The following is a 21,475-nucleotide window of genomic DNA, read 5'->3' as shown; positions in this document are numbered from 1 at the left end:
ACGGCGCGGCCACCGAAACGGAGACCGAGACAGTGTCGAACGGCTTGCCCCGCCGGTTCCTCGAGCTGCTGACGCGCCGCCATGTCGCGGGCCCGGCCTGGTGGAGCGTGGTCGCCCGGATGCCGGTGTACCTGATGTCGCTGGCGATGGTGCTGGTCGTCCGTGAGCAGGGCGGCAGCTATGCGCGGGCCGGGCTGGTGGCCGCCCTCTACACCGTCGGCATGGCGGTGGGCGGGCCCCTCGTCGCCCGGTACGTCGACCGCAGGGGGCGGCGCCCGGTGCTCGTCGCCACCGGCCTGCTCTACCCGTCGGCCCTCGCCGTGCTGGTGTGGGCCACCGGTCCGGGTGACGGGGCGCAGCCCGTCGTGGCGGCCGTCGCCGGTGTGGCCCTGCCGCCCGCCAACGCCTGCATGCGCTCGCTGTGGGCGCGGCTTCCGCTCCGGGACGACGAACGGGAGATCGCCTACCTGTGGGAGGCGCTGCTCACCGAAGTGCTGGTCATCGGCGCGCCGCTGATGCTGGCCACGCTGATGATCACGGGATCGGCCGCTCTGGCGCTGACGACGGTGGCCGTCATCGGCGGCGTCGGCGCCCTGGGGCTGTCCCTCACGCCGCTGCCCGCCGGCACGGCGGCGGCGGCCCCCCGCCCGGACGGGGTGCCGCACAGCCTTCTGGGGCCGCTCAGGGAACCGGCGATGCTGGCGCTGACGGGCGTCATGGCCGTGTGCGCGGTGCCCATCGGTCTGATGACGCTGGCGATTCCGGCCTTCGTCGACACGCACGGATCGCCGGGCGGCACGGGCGTGGTGTACGCGTGCTGGGGGGTCGGCAGCGCGGTCGGCGCGCTGTGGCTGGGGCGTTCGCAGTCGGAGGTGGTGGTGCACCGGCGCTTCCCTCGCCTGGTGCTCGCCTACGCCGTCGGCACGGCCCTGCCGCTGCTGGCCGTCTCCGAGCTGACGCTGGGGGTGGCCCTGGCGGTGGGCAGCGCTCCCATCGCCCTGGTGTCGGCCTGCGAGATGACGCTGGTCAGCACGGTCGCGGACGGCAGGCTGCTGACGGAGGCGTTCACCTGGGCGTCCCTGGCGACCGTCGTGGGCGACGCCGTGGGCCAGCAGGCCGGCGGCCTGCTGATGGAACCGGTCGGACCGCACGGGGTGTTCGCGGCGGCGACGGGCGTGGCCCTGGCGGGGGCGGCACTGGCGTTCGCCTGCCGGGGGCTGCTCGGCCGCCTTACGACCGTGCCCGCGCGGTGCGCCGCGTGAGCGGGGCCGGCCCCGCCCGGCCGCCGCCCACCCCGCGCCCTCTTCCTCCAGCGTCCTTCCAGCTCGTCCAGGTCAGCCGAGAACACGAGGTAACGTCCCATGAACCCTGCCGTCAACGGTCGGCGGCCCGAGCAGCCGTCCGCCTCGCCGGTCAGCGGCCCTTTCCGTACGGTCGCCCTCGACCGGTTCCCCGCGGCCGTCGGGGAGTTCCTGGCGGCGCCCGGCCGGGCGCCCGTGCCCGTACCGGTCGACGGCCGTGCCGACCTGGCCAACGGCGTGGCGGCGGCCAACGGCCTGTACAGCGCCGTCCGCCCTCCGGCGCCCCTGGACTTCGGTGTGGTGCTCGGGTCCGGCGACCTGCCCGTCGGTGTGGCGGAGCTGGCCCGTCCGCTCGCCCGCGAGTGGCTCGACGAGAAGGAGCTCGACGACGCCGGCTTCCACGACCGCTACCCGGGCACGCTGGTGGTGGTCGGCTGCTACGACCGCATGAACCTCTCCCCCGTACGGGCCCTGCTCCTGGCCACCTACCGGGGGCCCGAGCACGCGCTGACCCTGCTGAGCGGCCGCGACGGCGCGTCCGTGGCCTGGAACGTGGCCAAGCAGTACGCCCGCCCGGACGCCGGCGTCGAGGCGCTGGGCCTGTTCACCGACACCGACCGGCCCCCGCACCTGCCGGGCGTCAAGGTCTTCGACGACCGTGACTTCGAACGGGCCGACATTCAGGCGGAGATCCTCGGCACCCGGTGGCGCAGGGTCGTCTTCCAGGGCCACGGCAAGGACGACAGCGTCAACCTCGGCGAGTTCACCATCTGCGGCCTGAACCCGGCCGTTCCCGCCGTTCCCGGCCTGCTGGGCCCCCGGTGCGCCTACGGACTGCCGTGCTACAAGCCGGAGGACAAGCTCGTGCCCCTCCACCGCGTGGAGGCGGTGGAGCTGGTGCTCAGCGCCTGCAACAGCGGCCCGCTCGCCGACCTCGCGCTCTACGACCCCAAGTACCAGCTACTGCTCAACGCCCTCGACGGCCCCGCCCGCACCGTCGTCTCCGCCGTCTCCGTGCACGACTCGGACCGGCCCGAGAACGTGGCGTGGATGCGCGCCGCGCTCTCCGGCGCGGACTCGGTCGACACCCTCAACGCCAGCCTGGCGGGCTCGCACCCCTATCCGGCGTTCATGCGCTTCGGCATGCCGGGCGAGCCGGACGACGCGCCCCCCGCGCCGGCGCCCTCCGACCACCGGCCCGATCCCCTGGTCCTCACCACGGGCCGCCGGCTCACCGCCCTGCTGGCCTCCGAGCTGCTGCCGCACCACCACGCCCTGCGCCCCCGGCTGGCCAGACTCGCCCGCAAGGTGGACCAGTGGGTGGCCCGCCCCACCCACTCCGCCGACCGGTCGCCGCAGGAGATCCGGGCCTCGCTCACCGCCGACCTGCAGTCGCTCGACCACGTGATCGCCGAGCAGGTCGCCGAGAACCCCGAGAACGAGATCATGAACTACCCGGCGCACTTCGGCGACCGCAGCTCCCTCGACCCGCACGTGCGGGAGGTGACCTGCCACTGCGGCCGCCCCGCCCAGGAGTTCACCCGGCGCGGCCTGCTCCCGCACGTCCTCGACACCACCTGCGCGGTCTGCATGCGCTGCGGCGACGTCACCTTCCGGGTGCCCGACGCGCCCGCGCTGCTGGCGTACGCGGACGACGAGGTCGGGCAGGGCGGCGTGCTGGAGGTACGTGCCGCGCTCACGGCGTCCCGGCCCGGCCCCGTACGGCTCGGCCTGTTCGTACCGACGTACCTGCGCGAGGACACCACGGTCGAGCCGGCCACGGTCAAGGTGCGGGCCTCGCACGAGCAGCCCCGGGACGTGCTCTTCCGGGTGCGGTTCGCCGAGGCCACCGCGCCCCAGGCCTACTACTTCACGGTCTTCGCCGTGCAGGACCTCGCCGTCTCCACCGCCCGGCGCCACTTCGGCGTCGTACCGCGCCGCGCGTGAGACGGCCCGCACGCACCCCGACGGAACCACCACTGGCCGGCCCCGACGGACGAAGGACGGTTGTCATGAAGAACCAGGCCACGCCCGCGATCGAACTCGTCGAACACGACGGCGAGGTGACCTTGAGCATCGACGGCGAGCAGGCCATGCAGGCGTGGGAACGCGACCTCATGTGGGCGAGCGCCGACATGCTGTGCGAGTACGGCCACGACTTCTACGAGGTGGGCCTGGGCCTCGGCCTGTCCGCCCTGCGCATCGCGAACAACCCCGCCACCCGCAGCCACACCGTCCTCGAGCTCTTCGACAAGGTCGAGGACCTCTTCCGCGCCCGGCACCCGCGGCTGCCCGGCAACCTCGCCATCGAGCGCGGCGACTTCTTCCGGCGCGTCTTCGAGCTGCCGTCGGAGAGCGTCGACGGCATGTTCTTCGACCCGGCCCTCGACATGGACGTCTGGACGGACAAGGAGCTGTGGGACCGGACCATGCCGGAGGTCGTCCGCGTCCTGCGCCCCGGCGGGGTGTTCATCCCGTTCTTCAGCACCAAGCCGGAGCTCCGCTGGCAGTACCTGCCGCACTTCCGCACCATCCGCGTCGAGCGCCACCCCTACCGGGCGTACGACACGACCGAGTACACCTACGGGACCAGCGGCGACGCCTACATCCAGTGCTTCCGCAAGGACTGACGACGCCCGCCTTGGAGGCTTCGATGACATCCGCGCCCCGCCCCGCCACCGACGCCGTGACCCACCCTCCGGGCATTCGCTCGGTCTTTCTCGCCGGCCCCTTCCTCCAGCTCCTGGACCCGGCCACCGGAGAGATGCCCGAGAGCGCCCGCTCCCCCTTCGACACCCTGATCAAGCACTTCGAGGCGCAGGGCCTCTCCGTCCACAACGCGCACCGCCGCGAGGCGTGGGGGGCGGACCTGATGCGCCCGGAGGTGTGCACCCGGATCGACCAGGAGGAGATCCGCAAGGCCGACGCCTTCGTCGCCCTCCCGGGCTCCCCCGCCTCTCCCGGCACCCACATCGAGATCGGCTGGGCCAGCGCCTTCGGCAAACCGATCGTTCTGCTCCTGGAGAGGGGCCGGGACTACACCTTCCTCGTCCAGGGCCTGCACACCGTGGCCACGGTCGAGTACGTCCTCCACACCGACGTCGCCGACGCCCTGACCGCCGTCGACAAAGCCCTGCACCAGGCGGTGGCCCGCCGCCGGGAGGAGAGGGGCGAACGCTGAACGGCCGGCCGCCGCACCCGGGCACCGCGGCGGCCATCGGCCTCTGTACGGTGATCGCGACCGGGGCCGATCACGGCCCCGAGAGCGTGAGGAACACCCGGCGATGCCCCCCGTACCCACCGAGCCCCGGAGGCCCGCGGACCTGCCCCCGCCCTACGGCCCGAACGACAGCGGCGAGCCGGGAGAGCTGGGCTGTCTCCGCATGGTGATCGGCGGGCCGCTGGTCCTCCTGCACCTGCTGTCGGCGTTCCTGGTCGGCTCCGCGTACATGGTCCACCCCGACGGCATCTGGGACGACAACGCCTATACCGGCATCTCGGCGGTCTGCTTCATCGCGCTGCACGTCAGCGGCCTCGCGCTGCTCCTCACCCTCACCCGTTCCGCGCGCCGCACGCTGGGGCCGTGGTGGCTCCTGCCGCCCGTGATCCTGATCCTCCTCGCCGTGCTGCGTGTGAAGACGGTCTGACCGCTCTTGGCGGGCTGGCACCATAGAGGGATGCACGAGAAGATCATCGCCGCGTGTGACGGCGCGTCGAAGGGGAACCCCGGGCCCGCCGCCTGGGCCTGGGTCATCGGGGACGCCACGGGCGGGATCCACCGCTGGGAGGCCGGCCCCCTGGGCACCGCGACGAACAACGTCGCCGAACTCACCGCGCTCCAGGAGCTGCTGGAGGCCACCGACCCGGCCGTGCCCCTGGAGGTGCGGATGGACTCCCAGTACGCGATGAAGGCCGTGACCACGTGGCTGCCGGGCTGGAAGCGGAAGGGGTGGAAGACCGCTTCGGGCAGCCCGGTGGCCAACCGGCCCCTGGTGATGCGGATCGACGAACTGCTGACCGGCCGGACGGTCGACTTCGTCTACGTTCCGGCCCACCAGGTCGACGGCGACCCCCTCAACGCCGCCGCCGACGCCGCCGCCAGCCACACCGCCCGTGCGCAGATCGCCGCGGGCACCTCGCTCGGCTCCCCGCTGCCGGAGCCGGAGCCCGGGTCCGCGACCGGAGCCGGTGCGGGCGGTCGTGCCCGTAAGCCGTCGAACGCCTCGGGGGAGCGGCGGCCGCAGAGCGGGCGGACCCGGGGATCGCTCAAGGCGAAGTTCCCCGGCCGCTGCCGCTGCGGACGGTCGTACGACAAGGGCGAGACGATCGCGAAGAACCCCGACGGCTGGGGCCACCTCGCCTGCGCCACGGCGACGGCGGGCTGAGCGGGCCGCTTCCCGCCGGGCCGGCGATCATCCGGTCAGCCGCCCGGCGGGGGCAGCGTCGTCGGTTCGTCGCCGCTGAGGATCCGCGCCGTCCGGTCCCTGATGTGCTCCTCCCATTCCGGGTGCGTCAGGACGTAGAAACGCTGCTCGCGCATCGCCCGCACCACATGCTCGCCGATGGTGCGCGGGCCGGTGCCGCGCCGAAAAGCCTTCCGGGCCGCTTCGGTGTCCCAGCCGCTCGGAAACGGGCCCGCGTCGGGGAAACGGTCGGGGCGGTTGCGCTGGGAATGGAAGATGTTCGTGTCGACCAGGCCGGGGCACAGCACGGATACCCGTGGCTTGAGACCTCCGCCGGCGAGTTCGAGTTGCACGGTCTCCGACAGGGCGACGACGGCCGACTTCGTCGCGCCGTAGAGCGAGCCGCCCGTCATCAGGCCGGCCAGCGACGCGGTATTGACGATGTGCGCTTCCTCGTCCTGCTCGATCATGACGGGCAGGAAGGCCCGGATGCCGTGCACGACGCCCATCAGGTTCACCCCGAGGATCCAGGCCCAGTCGTCGAGCGTGCTCTCCCAGCTCGGCCTGCTGCCGGCGTAGACGCCCGCGTTGTTGCACACCACGTGCACGGCGCCGTATTTCTCCAGCGTGGACGCGGCGAGCGCGGTGACGTCCTCCGCCTTCGACACGTCGGCCACCACGGCGTGCACGTCCGCGCCCCCGTCGCGGAGACCGGCCGCGGTGGAGAGAAGCGCCGCCTCCTCGATATCACTCAGCACCACGCGCATTCCCTCGTCGACGAACGCCTCGGCCATTCCACGGCCGATTCCGCTCGCCGCGCCGGTGATCACGGCGACTTTGTTCTCCAGGTCGTCCATATCCCCTCCCCATCGCACAGGGCCGCTCCGGATTCAGAGATTAGGGATCCGGCGGTCGCATGGACATCCTTCTGCGGGCCGATGCATTCCGGCCCCCGGTTCGGTTACGGTGAAAATGGCCGGGAAACCGGGAAACCAGGGAAAGCGGACGGGCCGGCCGGGGCCGGGCCCACGGCGGCCGGAAGCGGTCGGTGGGGCGTACCGCCCCGGGTCTGAAATACACTCTCCGGATGACCGAGAACCTTCCGCCGTGCCCTGAATGCTCCAGTACGTACGCCTATGAGATGGGTGCGCTCCTGATCTGCCCGGAATGCGGGCACGAGTGGTCGCCCGCGTCCGCGGAGCCTGCCGCCGGTGCGGCTGAGGACGGAGTGATCAGGGATTCGGTCGGCAACGTCCTCGCCGACGGCGACACCGTCACGGTGGTCAAGAGCCTGAAGGTCAAGGGCAGCCCGAGCGGCATCAAGGCGGGCACCAAGGTGCGCAACATCCGCCTCGTGCAGGGCGTGGACGGCCACGACATCGACTGCAAGATCGACGGGTTCGGTGCCATGCAGCTGAAGTCCAGCGTGGTCCGGAAGGCCTGATCCACGACGCCGGGGCGCGGCCCGCACTCCCCGCGGGCCCCAGGTGCGGGGAGTGCCCCGGGAACGCACCCTGGTGCCATGGCCGCGCCCGTATCCGTCCACAAGCTCGACGCCGGAGGCGGCCGCCATGTGGTCGTCCGTCGGCAGGGGGTCGACCACAGCCTCGGCCTGGCCTACAACGACGCCGACGTCGTGGAATTCCTCCGCCGGGCCGGCCTGCCCGACGCCGAGGAGCTGCTCGACGATCCCGAGGTGGTCGAGTGGACGGGAAGCCCGCCCCACGAGTGGACGGCCCCCTGAGCGGCCGGGCGGCGCCTTCGGGGCGCCGCTCGCCGTGATCACGGCGTCGGGGCCACGCGGCCGGTCACCCGCCCGGCGCAGGGGCCGGCGCAGCCTTCGCCCATTCGGACACGGCCCGGCCCGGTCGCCCCGGCCGCGCCCCACCGCGCGGTTAGCCTGGCGGACCATGAACGCCCATCCCGACCGCTACACCGTCGTCCTCAGGCCCCAGCTCACCGACGAGGACAACCGCCCCCGGCACGGTGCCCCGCTGCGCTCCGCGACCGTCGAGGCCACCGGCGAGATGGGCGTCTCCGGCTTTCCGCGCTACGAGGGGGACGGCGTGCAGGCGGAGATCGATCCCGAGACGCGTGCGGTCGAGAAAGTGACGGTCGACGGGCAGGAGCTGCCGTACGGCTGGGTGGCACAGGTCATGGGCCGCGGCCGCCGCCGCGCCTGAGGCGTCCCGTTCCGGCGCACGGCGGTCCCGCACGGCGTACGGGCTCCCGGCGGGACGCACCCGGCCCCGCTCCCGTGTCACCGGGGCGGGGCCGTGCGTGTGCCGACGGCTATCGCGTCACCACCGGTCGATGCCCATCACCTTGGCCGCGCTGTGGATCGCGTTGTAGTGCGGGATGGACATGCCGGACTTCTTCTGCTTGGCCGGCAGCTTCTTGTCGGTGTTCCGGAACTCGTCGCGTGCGGCGGCCAGCAGGCTCGTTCCGTAGCCGACCGGCACGTCGTCCTTCCCGTGAACGGGGTGCGACTTGGCCGCCGTCTGGCTGCCGGCGTTGGCCAGGATGCTCCGCGCCTGGTTGTACGCGGCCGGCTTGATCGACTTCGGGTTGGGAACCACCGCGTGCGTACCCGTGGCCACGTCGCCGGCGACGGCGGCGGAAGCCGGGGCGACGGCCACGGCAAGGGCTCCCGCGGCGACCACTGCGGCGATCCCGGTCCGGACGGTGAGCTTCATGACGTCTCTCCTCTTGACGGACGAAAAGATTTCCGATTGGTGCAGGAGCAAGACTGCCCAGACCGACACATGGATAACAAAGGGCTTTTAAGCCACAAGCGTGAACGACCGGTTGAATGCGCTCAGGCAGTCTCCGTGGCACCGGCCGGCCCGGGGTCGGGGGCGGAGGCCGGGGCGGGTGCCGGTGGTGCGGCGACGGGTTCGTGGAGGGTGCGCAGGAGGAGCCAGCCGAGGGCGGGCAGGGCGATCAGGGGGGCGAGGGCGGTCTGGAGGGTCGTGGCGTCGGCCATGGCGCCGACGAGGGGGCCGGCGAGGCCGCCGACGCTGACGGCCAGTCCCATGGTGACGCCGGCGGCGGTGCCGACGCGGCGGGGCAGGTAGTCCTGGCCGAGGGTGATGTGCAGGGAGAAGGGCACGTACAACCCGGCCGAGGCGAGCGCGACGAACAGGTAGAGCGACGGACCCGGGACGTAGACGACGCCGGCGACGGCGAGGACGGTCAGGGCGTACGACCACCGGACGACCCCGATGCGGCCGTAGCGGGTGGCGAGTTTCCCGCCGGCCACCGTGCCCACCGCGCCGCCGAGGTAGAGCACGAACAGGGCGGCCGTGCCGGAGAGGTCCCCTCCGCCGGTGCGCTGGCGCGCGTAGAGGGAGATGAACGTGCTCAGGCCGACGAAGACGATCGAGCGGCACACGATGGCCCCGGACAGCGTGACGAAGGACGACCAGTCGTCCTTGGCGGTGGCCTCGCTCGCCCCGGCGGCCGCCGTCTTCGCGCCGGGGGTCCTGACGGCGCGTAGCGCGGCCGCGCTCAGGGCCGCGCCGACGAGGGCGGGGACGGCGAGGAGCGGAGAGGCCCGCAGGCCTCCGGTGGCGACGACCGCGGAGACCATCAGGGGGCCGGCGGCGAAACCGAGGTTGCCGCCGAGCGAGAACCAGCTCATCGCGGTGTGACTGCCGCGGCCGGCGGCCCGGGCCGCGCGAGCGGCCTCGGGATGGTAGGCGGCGATTCCGATCCCGGATACGGCGATCACGGTCAGGGTGAGGGCGTACGAGCCGACGACGCCGCTCAGTGCGACGCCGGCGCCGCCCAGCAGCGTGCTCGCAGGCAGCAGCCACGGCATGGCCCACTTGTCGGTGAGTGCCCCGAACAGCGGCTGCACCACCGACGAGAGCAGGGAGACGGCCAGAACGATGCCGGAAGCCGCGGCGTAGGTGTAGGCCCGCTCGGAGACGAAGAACGGCACCAGCGCGGCCACCGCCCCCTGGTAGATGTCGACGCAGGCGTGCCCCAGGGACAGCAGGGTGATGGGCCGGGGCTTCCTTCGTAAGCCGGTTGCGGCGATCGAGTCGGATGCGGCGTTCGATGCGGCTGAGACGGTGCGGTTGGTGGACACCCTTCGATCGTGGCGACGCCGCGCGTGTCGTGCTTTCGATAAACTGCCAACCTGTGCCGAAAATCCGCCACATGCCCCAGGCCCCCACCCGCGCCCGGACCTTGGTCGCGGGGGAACGCGTCGACGCGCACCACCACGACGACCACCAGCTCGTGTACGCGGGCTCGGGCGTCCTGGCCGTCACCACCGACGCCGGCACATGGTTCGCGCCCGGCACACGCGCCATCTGGGTTCCCGCGGGCACCGTCCACGCCCACCGCGCCCACGGCCACCTCGAGCTGCACCTCGTCGGCCTGCCCGCCGACGACAACCCGCCGGGCCTGGAGGCGCCGACCGTCCTCGCCGTCAGCCCGCTGCTGCGCGAACTGATCCGCGCCTACACGCGCACACCCGAGGACACCGGCGCCGAACGCCGACGCCTGCTCGCCGTCCTCCGCGACCAGTTGCGCGCCTCGCCCCAGCAGCCCCTACGGCTGCCCGCCCCCGCCGACCCCCGCCTGGCGGCCGTCTGCGCGATCCTCCACGACGACCCGGCGGACCCCCGCCCCCTCGCCGCTCTCGGCGCCGCGGCCGGGGCCGGCGAGCGCACCCTCAGCCGCCTCTTCCGCCGCGAACTCGGCATGACCTTCCCCCAATGGCGCACCCAGGCGCGCCTCTACCACGCCCTGCGCATGCTGGCCGACGACGTCCCGGTCACCGCCGTCGCCCACCGCTGCGGCTGGTCCTCCACCAGCGCCTTCATCGAGGTCTTCCACCGCGCCTTCGGTTACACCCCCGGCACCCACAACCGACGTCCCTGAAAGTCCTGAAGCCCGCGGGGGGACCGGTCAGGAACCGGCCCCGTCGCGGCGACCTCACACGTTGCGCCATCTGGCCATCGCGAAGGAGAACAGTCCGAACAGGACGAGCCCCACGGCCACCACGGTGAGAAGCCAGGGGCCGGCCGGCGTTCCGGCGAAGGTACGCAGGGTGTCGTCCAGCCCCTTGGCCCGGTCGGGGTCGTAGGCGACGGCCGCCTGGATGGCGAAGCCGCCCGCCGTGGCGAAGAGCAACCCCCGGCAGACGCCGCCGGCCACCCCCAGGACGTCCACCGTCCGCCGCGTGCCCTCGGACATGTCCCCCAGGTTCAGCTGCCGGCGGTACGTGCGCAGGGCGGCTCGCACGGCGATCCATACGCCGGCGCCGGCCAGGGCGGCCCCGGCGCAGATCACCAGCGCCTGGCCGGCGGGCCAGCCCAGCACCCGGGCGGTGATGTCCTTGGACTGCTCGTCGGTCGAGCCGGCGCCGCTGCCGCGCTCACCCGCCGCGAAGGCGATCACCGAGCCGGCGACCACGGAGTAGAACACGAAGCGCACGGCCGACAGCAGCCGCGTACGGGCCTTCCGGCCGTCGGGGCCCGCCGCCCCGAAGAGCGCCTCCGACAGCCGCCACAGGGCCATGCCGATCAGGCCGATGCCCACGGCCCAGACCAGCACCTGCCCGAACGGCTTCTCGGCCAGCTCCTGCACCGCTCCCCCGCGGTCGGCCTGCTCGCCGCCGCCACCACCGCTGTGCGCGATGCGCAGCGCCAGCACCCCGACGAGGAGGTAGATCACGCCGCGTGCCACCAGTCCGGCGCGCGCCGCCATGGCCGTGCCCTTCCCACGGGCCGCCCGCGCGCCGCCGTCGTTCGACCACCGACCCATCACGCCGCCTCTCGCGTCGCGCGCTCCGTCCCCCTGCCATGGGGAGGATCGGCTGCCCCCGGACGCGGGGACGAAACGGCCCGCGCGGGGGCGGGCGCCGGACGGAGGCGCCCGGCCGTCGTCCCCCGGCTCACGGGGGTCATGACTTGCGCCTCACCGGCCCCCATGGGCCCGGCTGTCTCTCGATCTCCCGGGTGGCCTCGTCGATCACCCACGGGTCGATCCAGGCCAGGGGCTCGACGTCGTTGACCAGGGGCTCGTTGTCCGGGCCACGGCCGCACTCGCGGCCCCGCAGCAGCCACGGGCGTACGTCGCCGCCCCTGGTCCGGGGCAGGTGGCAGTAGTCGTACAGACGGCGGGCGGCCCAGATCCGCAGCGGCCGGTCCTCCCACCACGACTCGACGTCCAGGGGGCTGGCGGACAGCCCGGGCAGGGGGACGCCGGTCAGTTCGTCCCTGCTGGAGGTGGCGGACAGATCGACCCCGGGGCCCAGGGACCAGCGCACGTACAGGCGCCGTTCACGCCTGATCCGGTCGGCCACCTCCTTCAGGCTGTGCAGGGTGGCAAGGTCACCGGGGCCGTTCGTCACCGTACCTCCTGGGTGGGCCCGGGCAGGGCGGCCTTCAGCACACGCCTCCCCGTCCCGGCGCACCGATAACGCGGGGGCCGCACGAACCACCCGGGCAGCCGGACGCCTCCCCCGTCGCGGGAAACGTGTCCCCGTGACAGAAGAACGTGTCTCCCGTCACGGGAGGAAACATGAAGGCCCGCGCAGGTGGGGCCGTAGGCTGATCACGCAGCTGGTTCGCCCCGTCCGCCAGGCGGGAGGCGTCGTAAGAGGGAACCCGGTGCGATTCCGGGACTGCCCCGCAGCGGTGAGCGGGAACGACCGCCGTCATACGCACTGGATCAGCGGCCCTCGGGGCCACGGGTCCGGGAAGCGACGGCCAGTAGGAGCCCCGTCCGGTCCCGCCGGACGAGGCGTGTCCGCGAGTCCGAAGACCTGCCGCTGCCCGCGTGCGGCGGTCGCACGCGGACCACTCGGTGACCTCGAGGGCGGGTCGGCGACACGGCCGATCGCGCCGTGTCCTTCGCGTCCCGGCGGGCCGCCGAGGCCGATCCTCGACTCGCGAAGGAGAGTTGACGTGACGATCAGCCCCCAGGACACCGAAGCCGCCCCGGCCCGCGCGCCCAAGACCCCGGCGGACTCCCGGGTGACGCTCGCCCACATCATGAGCGAGCACGACACCAATCTGTACGGCACCATCCACGGCGGCGTCGTGATGAAGCTGATCGACGACGCGGCCGCCGCGGCCGCCGGGCGTCATGCCGACGGGCCGGCCGTGACCGTCTCCGTGGACCGCATGTCCTTCCTCGCCCCGGTCCGCGCCGGCGACCTGCTGAGCGCTCACGCCGAACTGCGCCGAGCCGGCCGCACGTCGATGACCGTAGCGGTCCGCGTCACCGCCGAACGCTGGAACGCCTCCGGTCCCACGGCCGAGGTCGCCAACGCCGGCCTGACCTTCGTCGCCGTCGACGCAGAGGGGTGCCCCCGCCCCGTACCGCCCCTGGCGGTGCCGGAAGCCCCCGCCGACCGGGGCTGATCGCCGGCCGGGCGTGCTCCGGGTGCCGGGGCGCCGCCCGGCCTCCGCTCCTTACGCGTCGTCGGACACCGCGTACGCCGCGGTGTCCGCCGCGCCGCGCGAAGTGGCCCACGAGGACGGCCCGTCATTGGACCTGCCGGGCCGGCCACTTGCGGCCGTAGCGTGGCAGGGCAAGCGAGGAGGACGCGGCTTCCGAGCCGCTCGCACCCAGGAGAGTCGTGCCGATACCGATGATGCCGCGCGCCGGAGCGCCCCGCGTTCTGACCGTCGCCCAGTTGAGCAACTCCGTCGGTGACGGCGCGTACTACACGTGCTCGGCGCTGTACTTCACCCAGGTCGTCGGCCTGTCCCCCGCCCGGCTCGGGGTGGGGCTCACGGTGGCGTGGGCCGTGGGTTCGCTGGCGGGCGTCCCGCTGGGCCATCTCGCCGACCGCCGTGGTCCGCGCGGCACGGCGGTGCTGCTGGCGCTGGCCACGGCGGTGGCCGTCGCCTCGTTCCTCGTCATCCGTTCCTTCGCGCCGTTCCTGATCGCCGTCTGCCTGTACGCCACCGCGCAGTCGGGGCTGGCGGCGGCCCGCCAGGCGCTGCTCGCGGGCCTGGTCGCGCCCGCCGAACGCACCGGCGTCCTCGCCCACCTGCAGGCGGCGCTCAACGCGGGACTGGCCGTCGGCGCGGCCCTGGGCGGCCTGGCCCTGGCGCACGGAAGCCGGGCCGGGTACCTCGCCGTGTTCGCCGTCGACGCGCTGAGCTTCGTGGTCTGCGCCGCGCTCACGCTGCGGCTGCCGGCTGTGGCGCCCGTCGCGAGACCCGTGGACGACGGGCCCGCGCTGGCGGTGCTGCGGGACCGCCCGTACGCCCTCGTCACGCTCCTCAACGCGGTCCTGCTGCTGCGGATGCCGCTGCTCAGCCTCGCCGTTCCGCTGTGGATCGCCCTCCGGGCGCCCCAACTCACGTGGCTCGCGTCGGCGCTGTTCGTCCTCAACACGCTCGGGGTGGCGCTGTTCCAGGTCCGTACGGCGCGTTCCGTCACCGGGCTGCGCTCCGCCGCGCGCGCCGTGCGCGTCGCCGGCGCCGTTCTGCTGGCGTCCTGCGCGGTGTTCGCCCTGTCGGCCGCGGACCTGCCGTTGTGGGCCACGGCGGCGGTTCTGGTGGCGGCCTCGGCTCTTCTGCTCGTCGGCGAGATGAAGCAGTCCGCCGGTTCCTGGCAGATCGGCTTCGACCTCGCGCCCGACGACCGCATGGGCCAGTACCAGGGCTTCTTCGCCACGAGCGTGGCCGCCGCGCGCACCCTCGGCCCGCTGTTGCTCACCACGACGGTCGTGTCCCAGGGAGTGCCGGGCTGGCTCCTGCTGGGTGGCGTCTTCCTCGCCGCGGGCCACGCGATGGGCCCGGCCGTACGGTGGGCGCGGCGCGACCGCCCCTACGCGCTGCCGGAGCCCGGGGCGGCAGGGCCCCGGGCGGCCACGGCCGCGTGACGCGCCCGGTCACCCCGGGAGCGGTTCCTCCGCACGGCGCGGGCCACCCGGCCCGCACACCCGCTTCGCCGCCAGCCACTGCACGGTGAGCCGCTGGTACTCGAGGCTCTCGTCGCGGGTGAGCAGGCGCCCTTCGCGGGCGCTCAGGAACGTACGGATCTTCGCGTTGATCACCTCGGGGCGTGCCTGCTCGCAGGTCTGGATGACGGACATGTGCCACAGGCTAAAGGCAGGCACTGACACGGAGCCGACGACTGTGATCAAGTTCGGCAAATGCTCATCGAATCGTCATGAAGACGAGGCATAAGCCTTTCTCACCCCGGTTCTCACCCCGCTCGCCAGCGAGTAACAGTTGGCAGGCGAGTGACTGGTGGGAGTGGAGGTGGGCCGGTACAACGGAGGGCATGCGTATTCGATCATTAGCGGTCATAGGAAGTCTGCTGGCGACGCTGGCGGTTGGCATGCCGGGGGTGTCGCACGCGGCATCCGGACGGTCGGCTGCCCCGGCTCTGGACGCCTGCCAGGAGCGGGCGAGCGTAAAGGTGTTCCACGAGGGCGGCATACCGCTGCTGGACTGGCGGGAGAACCTCGAGTTCGACGGGCGCGGCACGCTCTGGGTCGCGCACATCACCAAGGGCCGGGTCGAGGGGTACGCCCCCGACGGGACGCTCAAGACCAGCTTTCCGGTGAGCGGGGCGGGCGGCATCCGGCGCGGTCCGGACGGGATGATGTACGTCAACTTCGGCGTGAATCCGCTGACTCCCGTCGGCGGCATCGTGCGGTTCGACCCGACTGCCGCCCATCCGAAGCCGGAGAAGGTCGTCAGCGGTATATCCGGCATCAACGGCCTCGCCATCGACACCGAGGGCAACTTCTACCTCAGCCGCGAGCTGTCCACCGGCATCCTCAAGATCCGGCCGGACGGCACCAGGGACGAGGAGTGGACGAAGAAGGCGAACGTCTTCGGCACCAACGGCCTGGAGATCGTCGGCGATCAGCTGTACGCGAGCGTCATCACCGACACCTCGTCCCCGGTCGTGCGCATCCCCCTGAACGACCCGGCGCGGCACACGACGGTCGTCAAGCTCAGCAAGGGCCCCCTGGGCATCAAGCTCCTCGACGACCTCACCGCCTTCAACGGCGACCTGGTGGTCGCGAGCTTCCGCGACGGCGAACTGATCCGGGTGAACCCGGAGACCGGCCGGTCCTGCGTCCTGGTGAGCGGCCTGCGGATGCCCAGCAGCGTCCGCGTCGCCCGGGCGTTCGGCGACAACGACCCCCGGCACGACCTCTTCGTCGTCGAGGCCTCCGGCCGCATCCTCAAGGTGACGGTCGGCTGATACGGGGACGGCGGTCTCCGGGTCCGAGCCCGGAGACCGCCCGGACCACCCGGACCGCCGGAGCCCTCCGGCGCGCATCGCGCACCGCGCGGCACGTTCAGCAGGCGAAGCCCGGGCTGTTGGCGAAGAACGCCAGATGCGACCAGGTCTGCGATCCGATGACGCCGTCGACGGTGATGTCGGCGCAACTCTGGAAACGCCGTGTCGCCGTCTCCGTGAGCGGACCGAAGTCTCCGTCCACCGCGAGGTCGGTGTCCGTCAGGGAATTGTTGAGGTAACACTGGGCCTGCTTGACGGCCGTACCCTGCGAGCCGCGCTTGACAGTGGGCCGGGTATTGGTATGACTGCAGATTTCCGTGATTTCCGTTGCCATGGCGGACCTTCACCTTCCTCCCCCGAGTCGGCTTCCGGCGCTACTCGAATTGCGGGAAGGGAACCTGCAGTTTGTCCCAGGACTTCTCCCCCGGCCAGCCGTCCGCGTCGGCTCCCTTGAAGCCGAGCTTCTGCTGCCAGAGTGAATAGGACCTGCGGTCCTCGTCGTCCCACTGCGACCGGCCACCGTTCGGACCGTAGGCGGAGCAGCCCTCGTCGATCAGACGAACAGCCATCAGGCTGATGATCGGGTGGTTGGGCTTTGCCTTGAACCATGCGGCCCCGGGGAACGGAACGAACCCGGAAGGGGACTTGGCGACGAGCAGCTGCTGCCCTACCTCGATATGATTCGGGTCGGGAATGTGATTCCACGCCTGAAGCTGCTCGACGGTGGTGTTGAACCGGGTGGCGATTTTGAAGAGCGTGTCACCCGTCACGACGACATAAAAGGTGTCCTCGACTCTCATAATTGTATGCTAGGCGGGCCGGCCGGAGTCTGCATGTTCACACACCGGACGCGGCGACGGCATGGAGGTTCGTATGGGTCACCAGCGAAACGCTTCCGACGTCGGATTGCAGAAAACCCGTGCGTGGGCCGGCCTCGTGGTGGTGGTCCTCGGCGACGCGGCGATCACACTCGCCGCGATCTGGGGCGTCCACAGCGCCGACGGCGCCGCCACCACGGCCATCCTCACAAGCGCCTTCACCGCGGTCAGCACCATGACCACGGCCTACTTCGGCATCCGAGCCGCCACCAACACCGCCCAGGCACACAGCCAGGCCCAGGCCGACCAGGCCGTGGCCCGGGCAACCGGGGCGGCTCCCGGTCAGAACCGCGAGAACCCCCTTGGCCACTCGGCGGACGGAGCGGCGGAGGGTGAGCCCTCCGGGTCATGAGCCATACCGGACCGGGCCGTTCAGGACCGGCCCGGCCGGCCTGGGCGTCGGCGCGTGCTCAGCTGAGGGGCCTGCCGTCCGCCGGTTGGCAGGAGGGGGTGGCGCCGGCGGTGTGGGGGGAGGTGCACAGGAAGAGGGGGCGGGTGGACAGGGAGCGGTCGTCGGCGGGTAGGTGGAAGGGGCGGTCCTGGGTGACGGTGTCCTTGACGTCCACCCCGTTGCGCAGTTGCTGGAAGACGTTGGACGCGCGCAGGGGGATCTTCGTGCCCGTCCAGGTCCGGTTGATGGCCGCCGCGGCGGCGCGGAAGGAGTCGCTTCCGGCGGCGTGGTCGCTGTGGCGGTCGGCCGAGAAGGCGATGTAGGTCAGGTCGACCGCCGTGTAGCGCTCGAGTTCGGCGAACTCCGGGAGCTCCGGGTACTCGATGAGGGTGTCGACGTCGGAGGCCAGCAGCGGGAACGGCGTTCCCTGGGCGGAGCCGCACTCGGCCTGGACCTCGTTGAGGATCTTGGGGAGTTGGCCGCCGCGGGCGGCGAACACGGTGATGGCCTCGTTGTGGTTCTGTCCGCAGATCCTCTTGGCGAGCTCCGGCAGGGCACTCGCCACGCCGGGCTGTCCGAAGTCCGGGGTGCGGACGATCGAGGGCTCCAGGACCTCGATGCCCTGTCCGGTGAGTTCGTCGCGGAGGTCCTCCCGCAGGTTGATGCTGTAGCGGTCCTTGTCGTCGTAGATGATCAGGGCCTTCTTGCGCCGCAGGGAGGTGATGCGCCGGGTCAGGGCCCGGGCGAGGTGGCGGTTGGTGGGCTGGGTCTGGAAGTAGGTGTCGGTCTCGGTGGCCATGAAGTCGCCGGTGACCGCCGCCCCGATGACCGGCAGGTCCGGGGAGAGGCGTTGGATGGCCTTGACGGAGGCGTCGCGGCTCTGGGAGATGCCGATCACGGCGGAGATGCTCGTACCGTCGCCGGCCAGGACGTTCAGCCGGTCGGCGACCTCCGTGCCCTGGGCGAAGGCGTAGCCGGCGTTGGCGACCAGCAGCCGCAGGTAGGGCCGTTCGGCGTCGCCCACGGTCTGCTTGTTGAACTCGCGCTGGGCGTCGGCGGCGCCCTCGAGTTGGAGGACGCCTGCGGGAGTGAGCTGTTCGCTCCGGCTCTGGGGGTCCGCGGTCAGCGGAGCGAAGAAGACCACCGTGCGGTACGCGCCGCGCCGGGCGACGTCGTTCTGGGCGCGGATGCGGTCCTGGAGCGTGCGCAGCAGCTTCTGGCTGCCGCCGTCCGTGAAGTAGCAGCCGTGCGGGGCGGTGTCGACGCCGACCCTGACGCCCTGGGCCGGCCAGGTGTCGTGGCAGGGGTCCTGACGCAGCCAGTCGACCGCCGGCACGGCGCCGGCCAGCAGGACGACGGCGAGGATGGCACCCAGGTAGGCGGACGGCCACGGCACGGCGAAGGGGCGTACGGCCACATTGGTGTCCAGCCAGTCGATCGCCTCCTGCCGCTCCTCCCCGGCCAGGCGGACGTGCAGTCGCCCCTTCTCGGCCCCGGGTCCGGCGGAGCGCACGCGCCGCTCCAGCAGCGGTCGCAGGCAGGCGGCGGCCTCGGCCGGGGTACGGACGCCGCCGGGCTCCTGTTCGTCACGGAGCGCGCCCGGTGCGGCGGGGGCCGCCAGGACCAGCAGTGGCAGGCCGCGCCGTTGCAGCTTCACCAGGCCGTCCAGCAGGCGCCGGGTGGCCGTACGGGGACCGTGGACGCGCGGCAGGAGGACGACGAAGGGCCAGACGCGGCGGCGTCGCCAGGGAAGGAACACGCCCCTGCGGGAGGCCCGGAGCAGGTCCACGGCCAGCGCTTCGAGGAGCAGGGACTGGCGCAGGGCCGCGCGGTCGCGCAAGTCACCGCGGCGGCTGAGAGAGACGGCGGCGGGCAGGAACCGGGTGGCGGCCGCGCCTCCGGCGCTGCTCACCTTGGGGGCGTACCAGCGCAGCCGCCGGGTGTGGTTCAGCCACGTGCGGTAGCCCCACTCGAGCGGCCAGGCGATCAGAACCGCCGCCAGCGCGCCCAGGCGTGCGCTGATCTGGCCGGCTCCGCCGGTGTCGATGAAGGAGCGCAGCGCCTTCAGGCCGGTCGTGTCCTGCTGCCAGGCCACGCACAGCTTCTCGGCCAGGGTACGGCGCTGCGCACGCTCCGACCCGGCGCCCGCGTCGATGTCCAGGACCCTGCGGCACGTCCAGTAGGTGGGCAGCCCGAGTCCGCCCGCGGCTCCGGGCGTCGTGCGCTCCAGCTGGGCGGTGAGGCCGTCGAGCAGGACGACGTCGGGTTCGGCGGATCTCCCCGCCCGGTCGAGGAGTTCGCCGTCGAGCAGTGCGTGGGGGACGAGGGCGGGCCCGCCGACGGCACGCAGTCGGTCGCCGTAGCCGGTGACGAACGCCGCTCCCTGCCCCTCCTCGCCCTCCAGGATGACGGCGGGGAGCTCGCGTTTGCCCACGGGCCGGCCCACCAGCTCGTCCAGTACGGTCACGAGGTCCTTCACGCCGTCCAGCGGTGGAATCCCGTTCATCCCGCCCCCCACTTACGCAGTGTTACTTGAAGGGCAGAACTGTCCCACCGGAGCGGGGTGCGCACGGGGTCGTCGTCCTCAACTGACCGCGAATGCCGGAAAGCGCTTGCCCGGGCGCGGCCGACGACCGCCGCGCGACCGGAATTGACCTGACGTCAGTACGCCGCAGCCTCCAACGGCTTCGGACCGTAGGAGTTCTCCCCCGGCGTACCCGGGAGGGCGAAGAACACCAGCAGGACGATCGAGCCCAGGATCGGGATCAGGGCCAGCAGCAACCACCAGCCCGACCGGTCGATGTCGTGCAGGCGACGCACGCCGACGGCGAGGCCGGGGAGGAGCACGGCCAGGCTGTACACCAGGCCGATGACGGGGGCCGTGCCGAGCGTGGAGTCGATGACGGCCAGCACGATGCTGATGACGAAACTGATCAGGGTGAACATCCAGAATTCGGGGCGGCCCGCGCGCCCGCTGAATGTCGCGTATTTCTTGAGCACATCCACGTACCAGTGCACCTGCGCCCCCAAGAGCCGCGGCTGGCCCCGTTCTCGTGGACGGGGCCTCATGGGGAACGTAGGTGGCGCGCAGGGGTCGGTCAACCGTCGGCCGGGCTCGGCCGACGGCGCCCGGGGGCGCACCCGGCCGCCGGCGTGCGCGACGGCTCGCGACGGTGAATTCGGTGGCCGCTTCGCGCGGAGAATGTGATCATCGCGGGGCTGTTCACCCGCCCCGGAGGCCGCATGCTCTTCCGTCCCACGACCGTCCACGATCTCGACCGTACGGCCGCCTATGCCGTCCATGCCGTCGACGACCCCGTGAGCGGGATCGCCGAGGACCGCTACCGCGCGGAGCTGGCGGAGCGGCGGTTCCGCCCCGAGTGGACCTGGATCGCGGAACGGGACGGCGAGATCCTGGCCCGTGCCGTCTGGTGGGGCCGCAGCGACAGCGAGCACCCGGTGGCCCTGGACTGCCTGTACGTCAGCCGCTCGGTCGAGGACCGCGCGGGACTGGCCGCCCGGCTCATCGCCGCCGGTCAGCGGGCCTTCCGCGCGGCAGGCGCGACGCAGGACCCCCAGTACAACCTCTCGCTGCCGGGCGGCTGGCGGCGGAATCCCGCCATCGCGGCCGCCGTGGCCTGGCGGAAGACCGCCGCCGCCTCGGCCGGCCTCGGCGAGGAGATCGAGCGGCTCCGCTACGAATGGACCCCCGCTGCCGGGGTGCCTCCGCGCACCGGCCGGCTCGTCTTCTCCCCGGAGCCGGACGACGAGGCGTTCGTGGCGGTCTTCCGGAGCATCGCCAGGGGGAGCCTCGACATCGCCACTCGGCGGGACGTCGCCGCGCTGGGCGCCGACCGCCAGGCGCGCGAGGACCTGGACTTCTACCGCGACTGCCCGGGCGAGAGGGACTGGTGGCGCCTGGCGCGTACCCCCGACGGCACCGTCGTCGGCATGGCCCTGCCCTCTCGCACGCCGTACCACCCCAACGTCGGATACCTGGGAGTGGTGCCGGAATTCCGCGGCCGGGGACACATCGACGAGATCCTCGCGGAGATCACGCGCTTCCACGCGGCCCGCAGCGCCCAGCGGATCACGGCCACCACGGACACGGTCAACGTCCCCATGGCGGCCGCCTTCGACCGCGCCGGCTACCGCACCACCGAGATCCGTCTCGTCTTCGAGGCACCCGCCGGGTGACGACGCGCCGGCACCCGGGTGGGCGGGCGAAGGGCCGTCGAAGAGTCCGGGGTCCGAGCGGCGACA

General features: G+C 72.5%; 25 protein-coding genes and 1 riboswitch. Of the genes, 15 read left to right on the top strand and 10 right to left on the bottom strand.

All coding sequences use genetic code 11. From position 1 onward, the window contains the following. Positions 1-32: 32 nt before the first annotated feature. From AB4K12_RS02455 to AB4K12_RS02430, 6 genes are all read left to right on the top strand, one after another. Positions 33-1,262, top strand: coding sequence for an MFS transporter (locus AB4K12_RS02455; protein ID WP_368432545.1), 1,230 nt, complete (start codon positions 33-35; stop codon positions 1,260-1,262). 99 nt (positions 1,263-1,361) lie between these two features. Continuing rightward, a complete protein-coding gene (locus tag AB4K12_RS02450; protein WP_368432544.1) occupies positions 1,362-3,248 on the top strand; it encodes a hypothetical protein in 1,887 nt (628 codons plus the stop codon). Between the two features lie 65 nt (positions 3,249-3,313). Next, entirely contained in the window at positions 3,314-3,931 is a 618-nt protein-coding gene (locus tag AB4K12_RS02445) for a class I SAM-dependent methyltransferase (protein WP_368432543.1), read from the top strand. Positions 3,932-3,954: 23 nt separating this feature from the next. Continuing rightward, positions 3,955-4,482 (top strand): nucleoside 2-deoxyribosyltransferase, encoded by a 528-nt coding sequence (locus AB4K12_RS02440; protein WP_368432542.1) that lies wholly within the window; start codon positions 3,955-3,957, stop codon positions 4,480-4,482. Positions 4,483-4,585: 103 nt separating this feature from the next. Next, positions 4,586-4,948, top strand: coding sequence for a hypothetical protein (locus tag AB4K12_RS02435; RefSeq protein ID WP_368432541.1), 363 nt, complete (start codon positions 4,586-4,588; stop codon positions 4,946-4,948). A 30-nt stretch (positions 4,949-4,978) separates the two neighbouring features. Beyond that, positions 4,979-5,686, top strand: coding sequence for a ribonuclease H (locus tag AB4K12_RS02430; protein WP_368432540.1), 708 nt, complete (start codon positions 4,979-4,981; stop codon positions 5,684-5,686). Positions 5,687-5,721: 35 nt separating this feature from the next. Here AB4K12_RS02430 and AB4K12_RS02425 read toward each other — a convergent pair whose 3' ends face one another. Continuing rightward, on the bottom strand, positions 5,722-6,561 hold the full coding sequence (locus tag AB4K12_RS02425) for an SDR family NAD(P)-dependent oxidoreductase (protein ID WP_368432539.1): 840 nt from the start codon (positions 6,559-6,561) through the stop codon (positions 5,722-5,724). A gap of 230 nt (positions 6,562-6,791) precedes the next feature. On the opposite strand from AB4K12_RS02425, the gene AB4K12_RS02420 reads away from it, so the two are divergent. From AB4K12_RS02420 to AB4K12_RS02410, 3 genes are all read left to right on the top strand, one after another. After that, positions 6,792-7,148, top strand: coding sequence for a zinc ribbon domain-containing protein YjdM (locus AB4K12_RS02420; protein ID WP_368432538.1), 357 nt, complete (start codon positions 6,792-6,794; stop codon positions 7,146-7,148). Between the two features lie 78 nt (positions 7,149-7,226). Next, the gene (locus AB4K12_RS02415) at positions 7,227-7,448 is read left to right on the top strand and encodes a hypothetical protein (RefSeq protein WP_368432537.1); all 222 of its coding nucleotides are present in this window, start codon (positions 7,227-7,229) and stop codon (positions 7,446-7,448) included. 166 nt (positions 7,449-7,614) lie between these two features. After that, on the top strand, positions 7,615-7,887 hold the full coding sequence (locus tag AB4K12_RS02410; protein WP_368432536.1) for a hypothetical protein: 273 nt from the start codon (positions 7,615-7,617) through the stop codon (positions 7,885-7,887). Positions 7,888-8,004: 117 nt separating this feature from the next. Here the strand turns inward: AB4K12_RS02410 and AB4K12_RS02405 are convergent, their stop codons facing one another. Continuing rightward, positions 8,005-8,400 carry a hypothetical protein gene (locus AB4K12_RS02405; RefSeq protein WP_362261174.1) on the bottom strand — a complete coding sequence of 132 codons (396 nt, stop codon included), beginning with the start codon at positions 8,398-8,400 and terminating at the stop codon, positions 8,005-8,007. 122 nt (positions 8,401-8,522) lie between these two features. Then, on the bottom strand, positions 8,523-9,713 hold the full coding sequence (locus AB4K12_RS02400) for an MFS transporter (RefSeq protein ID WP_368433133.1): 1,191 nt from the start codon (positions 9,711-9,713) through the stop codon (positions 8,523-8,525). A gap of 140 nt (positions 9,714-9,853) precedes the next feature. On the opposite strand from AB4K12_RS02400, the gene AB4K12_RS02395 reads away from it, so the two are divergent. Then, complete coding sequence (locus tag AB4K12_RS02395; RefSeq protein ID WP_368432535.1) at positions 9,854-10,600, top strand: helix-turn-helix transcriptional regulator; 747 nt, start codon at positions 9,854-9,856, stop codon at positions 10,598-10,600. Between the two features lie 54 nt (positions 10,601-10,654). Here AB4K12_RS02395 and AB4K12_RS02390 read toward each other — a convergent pair whose 3' ends face one another. Further along, positions 10,655-11,485, bottom strand: a complete 831-nt coding sequence (locus AB4K12_RS02390) for a DUF1206 domain-containing protein (protein WP_368432534.1) — start codon at positions 11,483-11,485, stop codon at positions 10,655-10,657. Positions 11,486-11,624: 139 nt separating this feature from the next. Then, complete coding sequence (locus AB4K12_RS02385) at positions 11,625-12,074, bottom strand: DUF6098 family protein (RefSeq protein WP_368432533.1); 450 nt, start codon at positions 12,072-12,074, stop codon at positions 11,625-11,627. A gap of 245 nt (positions 12,075-12,319) precedes the next feature. Further along, a riboswitch (cobalamin riboswitch) is annotated at positions 12,320-12,490 on the top strand. Positions 12,491-12,630: 140 nt separating this feature from the next. Here AB4K12_RS02385 and AB4K12_RS02380 point away from each other — a divergent pair. Further along, the gene (locus AB4K12_RS02380) at positions 12,631-13,089 is read left to right on the top strand and encodes an acyl-CoA thioesterase (protein ID WP_368432532.1); all 459 of its coding nucleotides are present in this window, start codon (positions 12,631-12,633) and stop codon (positions 13,087-13,089) included. Positions 13,090-13,313: 224 nt separating this feature from the next. Then, entirely contained in the window at positions 13,314-14,564 is a 1,251-nt protein-coding gene (locus tag AB4K12_RS02375) for an MFS transporter (protein WP_368433132.1), read from the top strand. A gap of 9 nt (positions 14,565-14,573) precedes the next feature. Here the strand turns inward: AB4K12_RS02375 and AB4K12_RS02370 are convergent, their stop codons facing one another. After that, positions 14,574-14,777, bottom strand: coding sequence for a hypothetical protein (locus AB4K12_RS02370; protein WP_362261162.1), 204 nt, complete (start codon positions 14,775-14,777; stop codon positions 14,574-14,576). 191 nt (positions 14,778-14,968) lie between these two features. Here AB4K12_RS02370 and AB4K12_RS02365 point away from each other — a divergent pair, with 191 nt between their 5' ends. Beyond that, positions 14,969-15,904 carry a hypothetical protein gene (locus tag AB4K12_RS02365; protein WP_368432531.1) on the top strand — a complete coding sequence of 312 codons (936 nt, stop codon included), beginning with the start codon at positions 14,969-14,971 and terminating at the stop codon, positions 15,902-15,904. Positions 15,905-16,001: 97 nt separating this feature from the next. Here AB4K12_RS02365 and AB4K12_RS02360 read toward each other — a convergent pair whose 3' ends face one another. Then, a complete protein-coding gene (locus AB4K12_RS02360; RefSeq protein WP_368432530.1) occupies positions 16,002-16,277 on the bottom strand; it encodes a peptidoglycan-binding protein in 276 nt (91 codons plus the stop codon). Between the two features lie 40 nt (positions 16,278-16,317). Further along, complete coding sequence (locus AB4K12_RS02355; RefSeq protein ID WP_368432529.1) at positions 16,318-16,743, bottom strand: peptidoglycan-binding protein; 426 nt, start codon at positions 16,741-16,743, stop codon at positions 16,318-16,320. 73 nt (positions 16,744-16,816) lie between these two features. Here AB4K12_RS02355 and AB4K12_RS02350 point away from each other — a divergent pair, with 73 nt between their 5' ends. Next, the gene (locus AB4K12_RS02350; protein ID WP_368432528.1) at positions 16,817-17,173 is read left to right on the top strand and encodes a hypothetical protein; all 357 of its coding nucleotides are present in this window, start codon (positions 16,817-16,819) and stop codon (positions 17,171-17,173) included. Positions 17,174-17,231: 58 nt separating this feature from the next. Here the strand turns inward: AB4K12_RS02350 and AB4K12_RS02345 are convergent, their stop codons facing one another. Both AB4K12_RS02345 and AB4K12_RS02340 read right to left on the bottom strand, forming a co-directional pair. Beyond that, positions 17,232-19,718 carry an ABC transporter substrate-binding protein gene (locus tag AB4K12_RS02345; RefSeq protein WP_368432527.1) on the bottom strand — a complete coding sequence of 829 codons (2,487 nt, stop codon included), beginning with the start codon at positions 19,716-19,718 and terminating at the stop codon, positions 17,232-17,234. Positions 19,719-19,873: 155 nt separating this feature from the next. Further along, complete coding sequence (locus tag AB4K12_RS02340) at positions 19,874-20,230, bottom strand: DUF805 domain-containing protein (RefSeq protein ID WP_368432526.1); 357 nt, start codon at positions 20,228-20,230, stop codon at positions 19,874-19,876. A 225-nt stretch (positions 20,231-20,455) separates the two neighbouring features. On the opposite strand from AB4K12_RS02340, the gene AB4K12_RS02335 reads away from it, so the two are divergent. Then, positions 20,456-21,409 carry a GNAT family N-acetyltransferase gene (locus AB4K12_RS02335; protein ID WP_368432525.1) on the top strand — a complete coding sequence of 318 codons (954 nt, stop codon included), beginning with the start codon at positions 20,456-20,458 and terminating at the stop codon, positions 21,407-21,409. Positions 21,410-21,475 lie beyond the last annotated feature (66 nt).

The organism is Streptomyces sp. C36, assembly GCF_040932295.1.
Classification (GTDB): Bacteria; Actinomycetota; Actinomycetes; order Streptomycetales; family Streptomycetaceae; genus Streptomyces; species Streptomyces triculaminicus.
The sequence above is the reverse complement of the archived record's forward strand: the minus strand, read 5'-3'. Positions and strand labels throughout refer to the sequence as shown.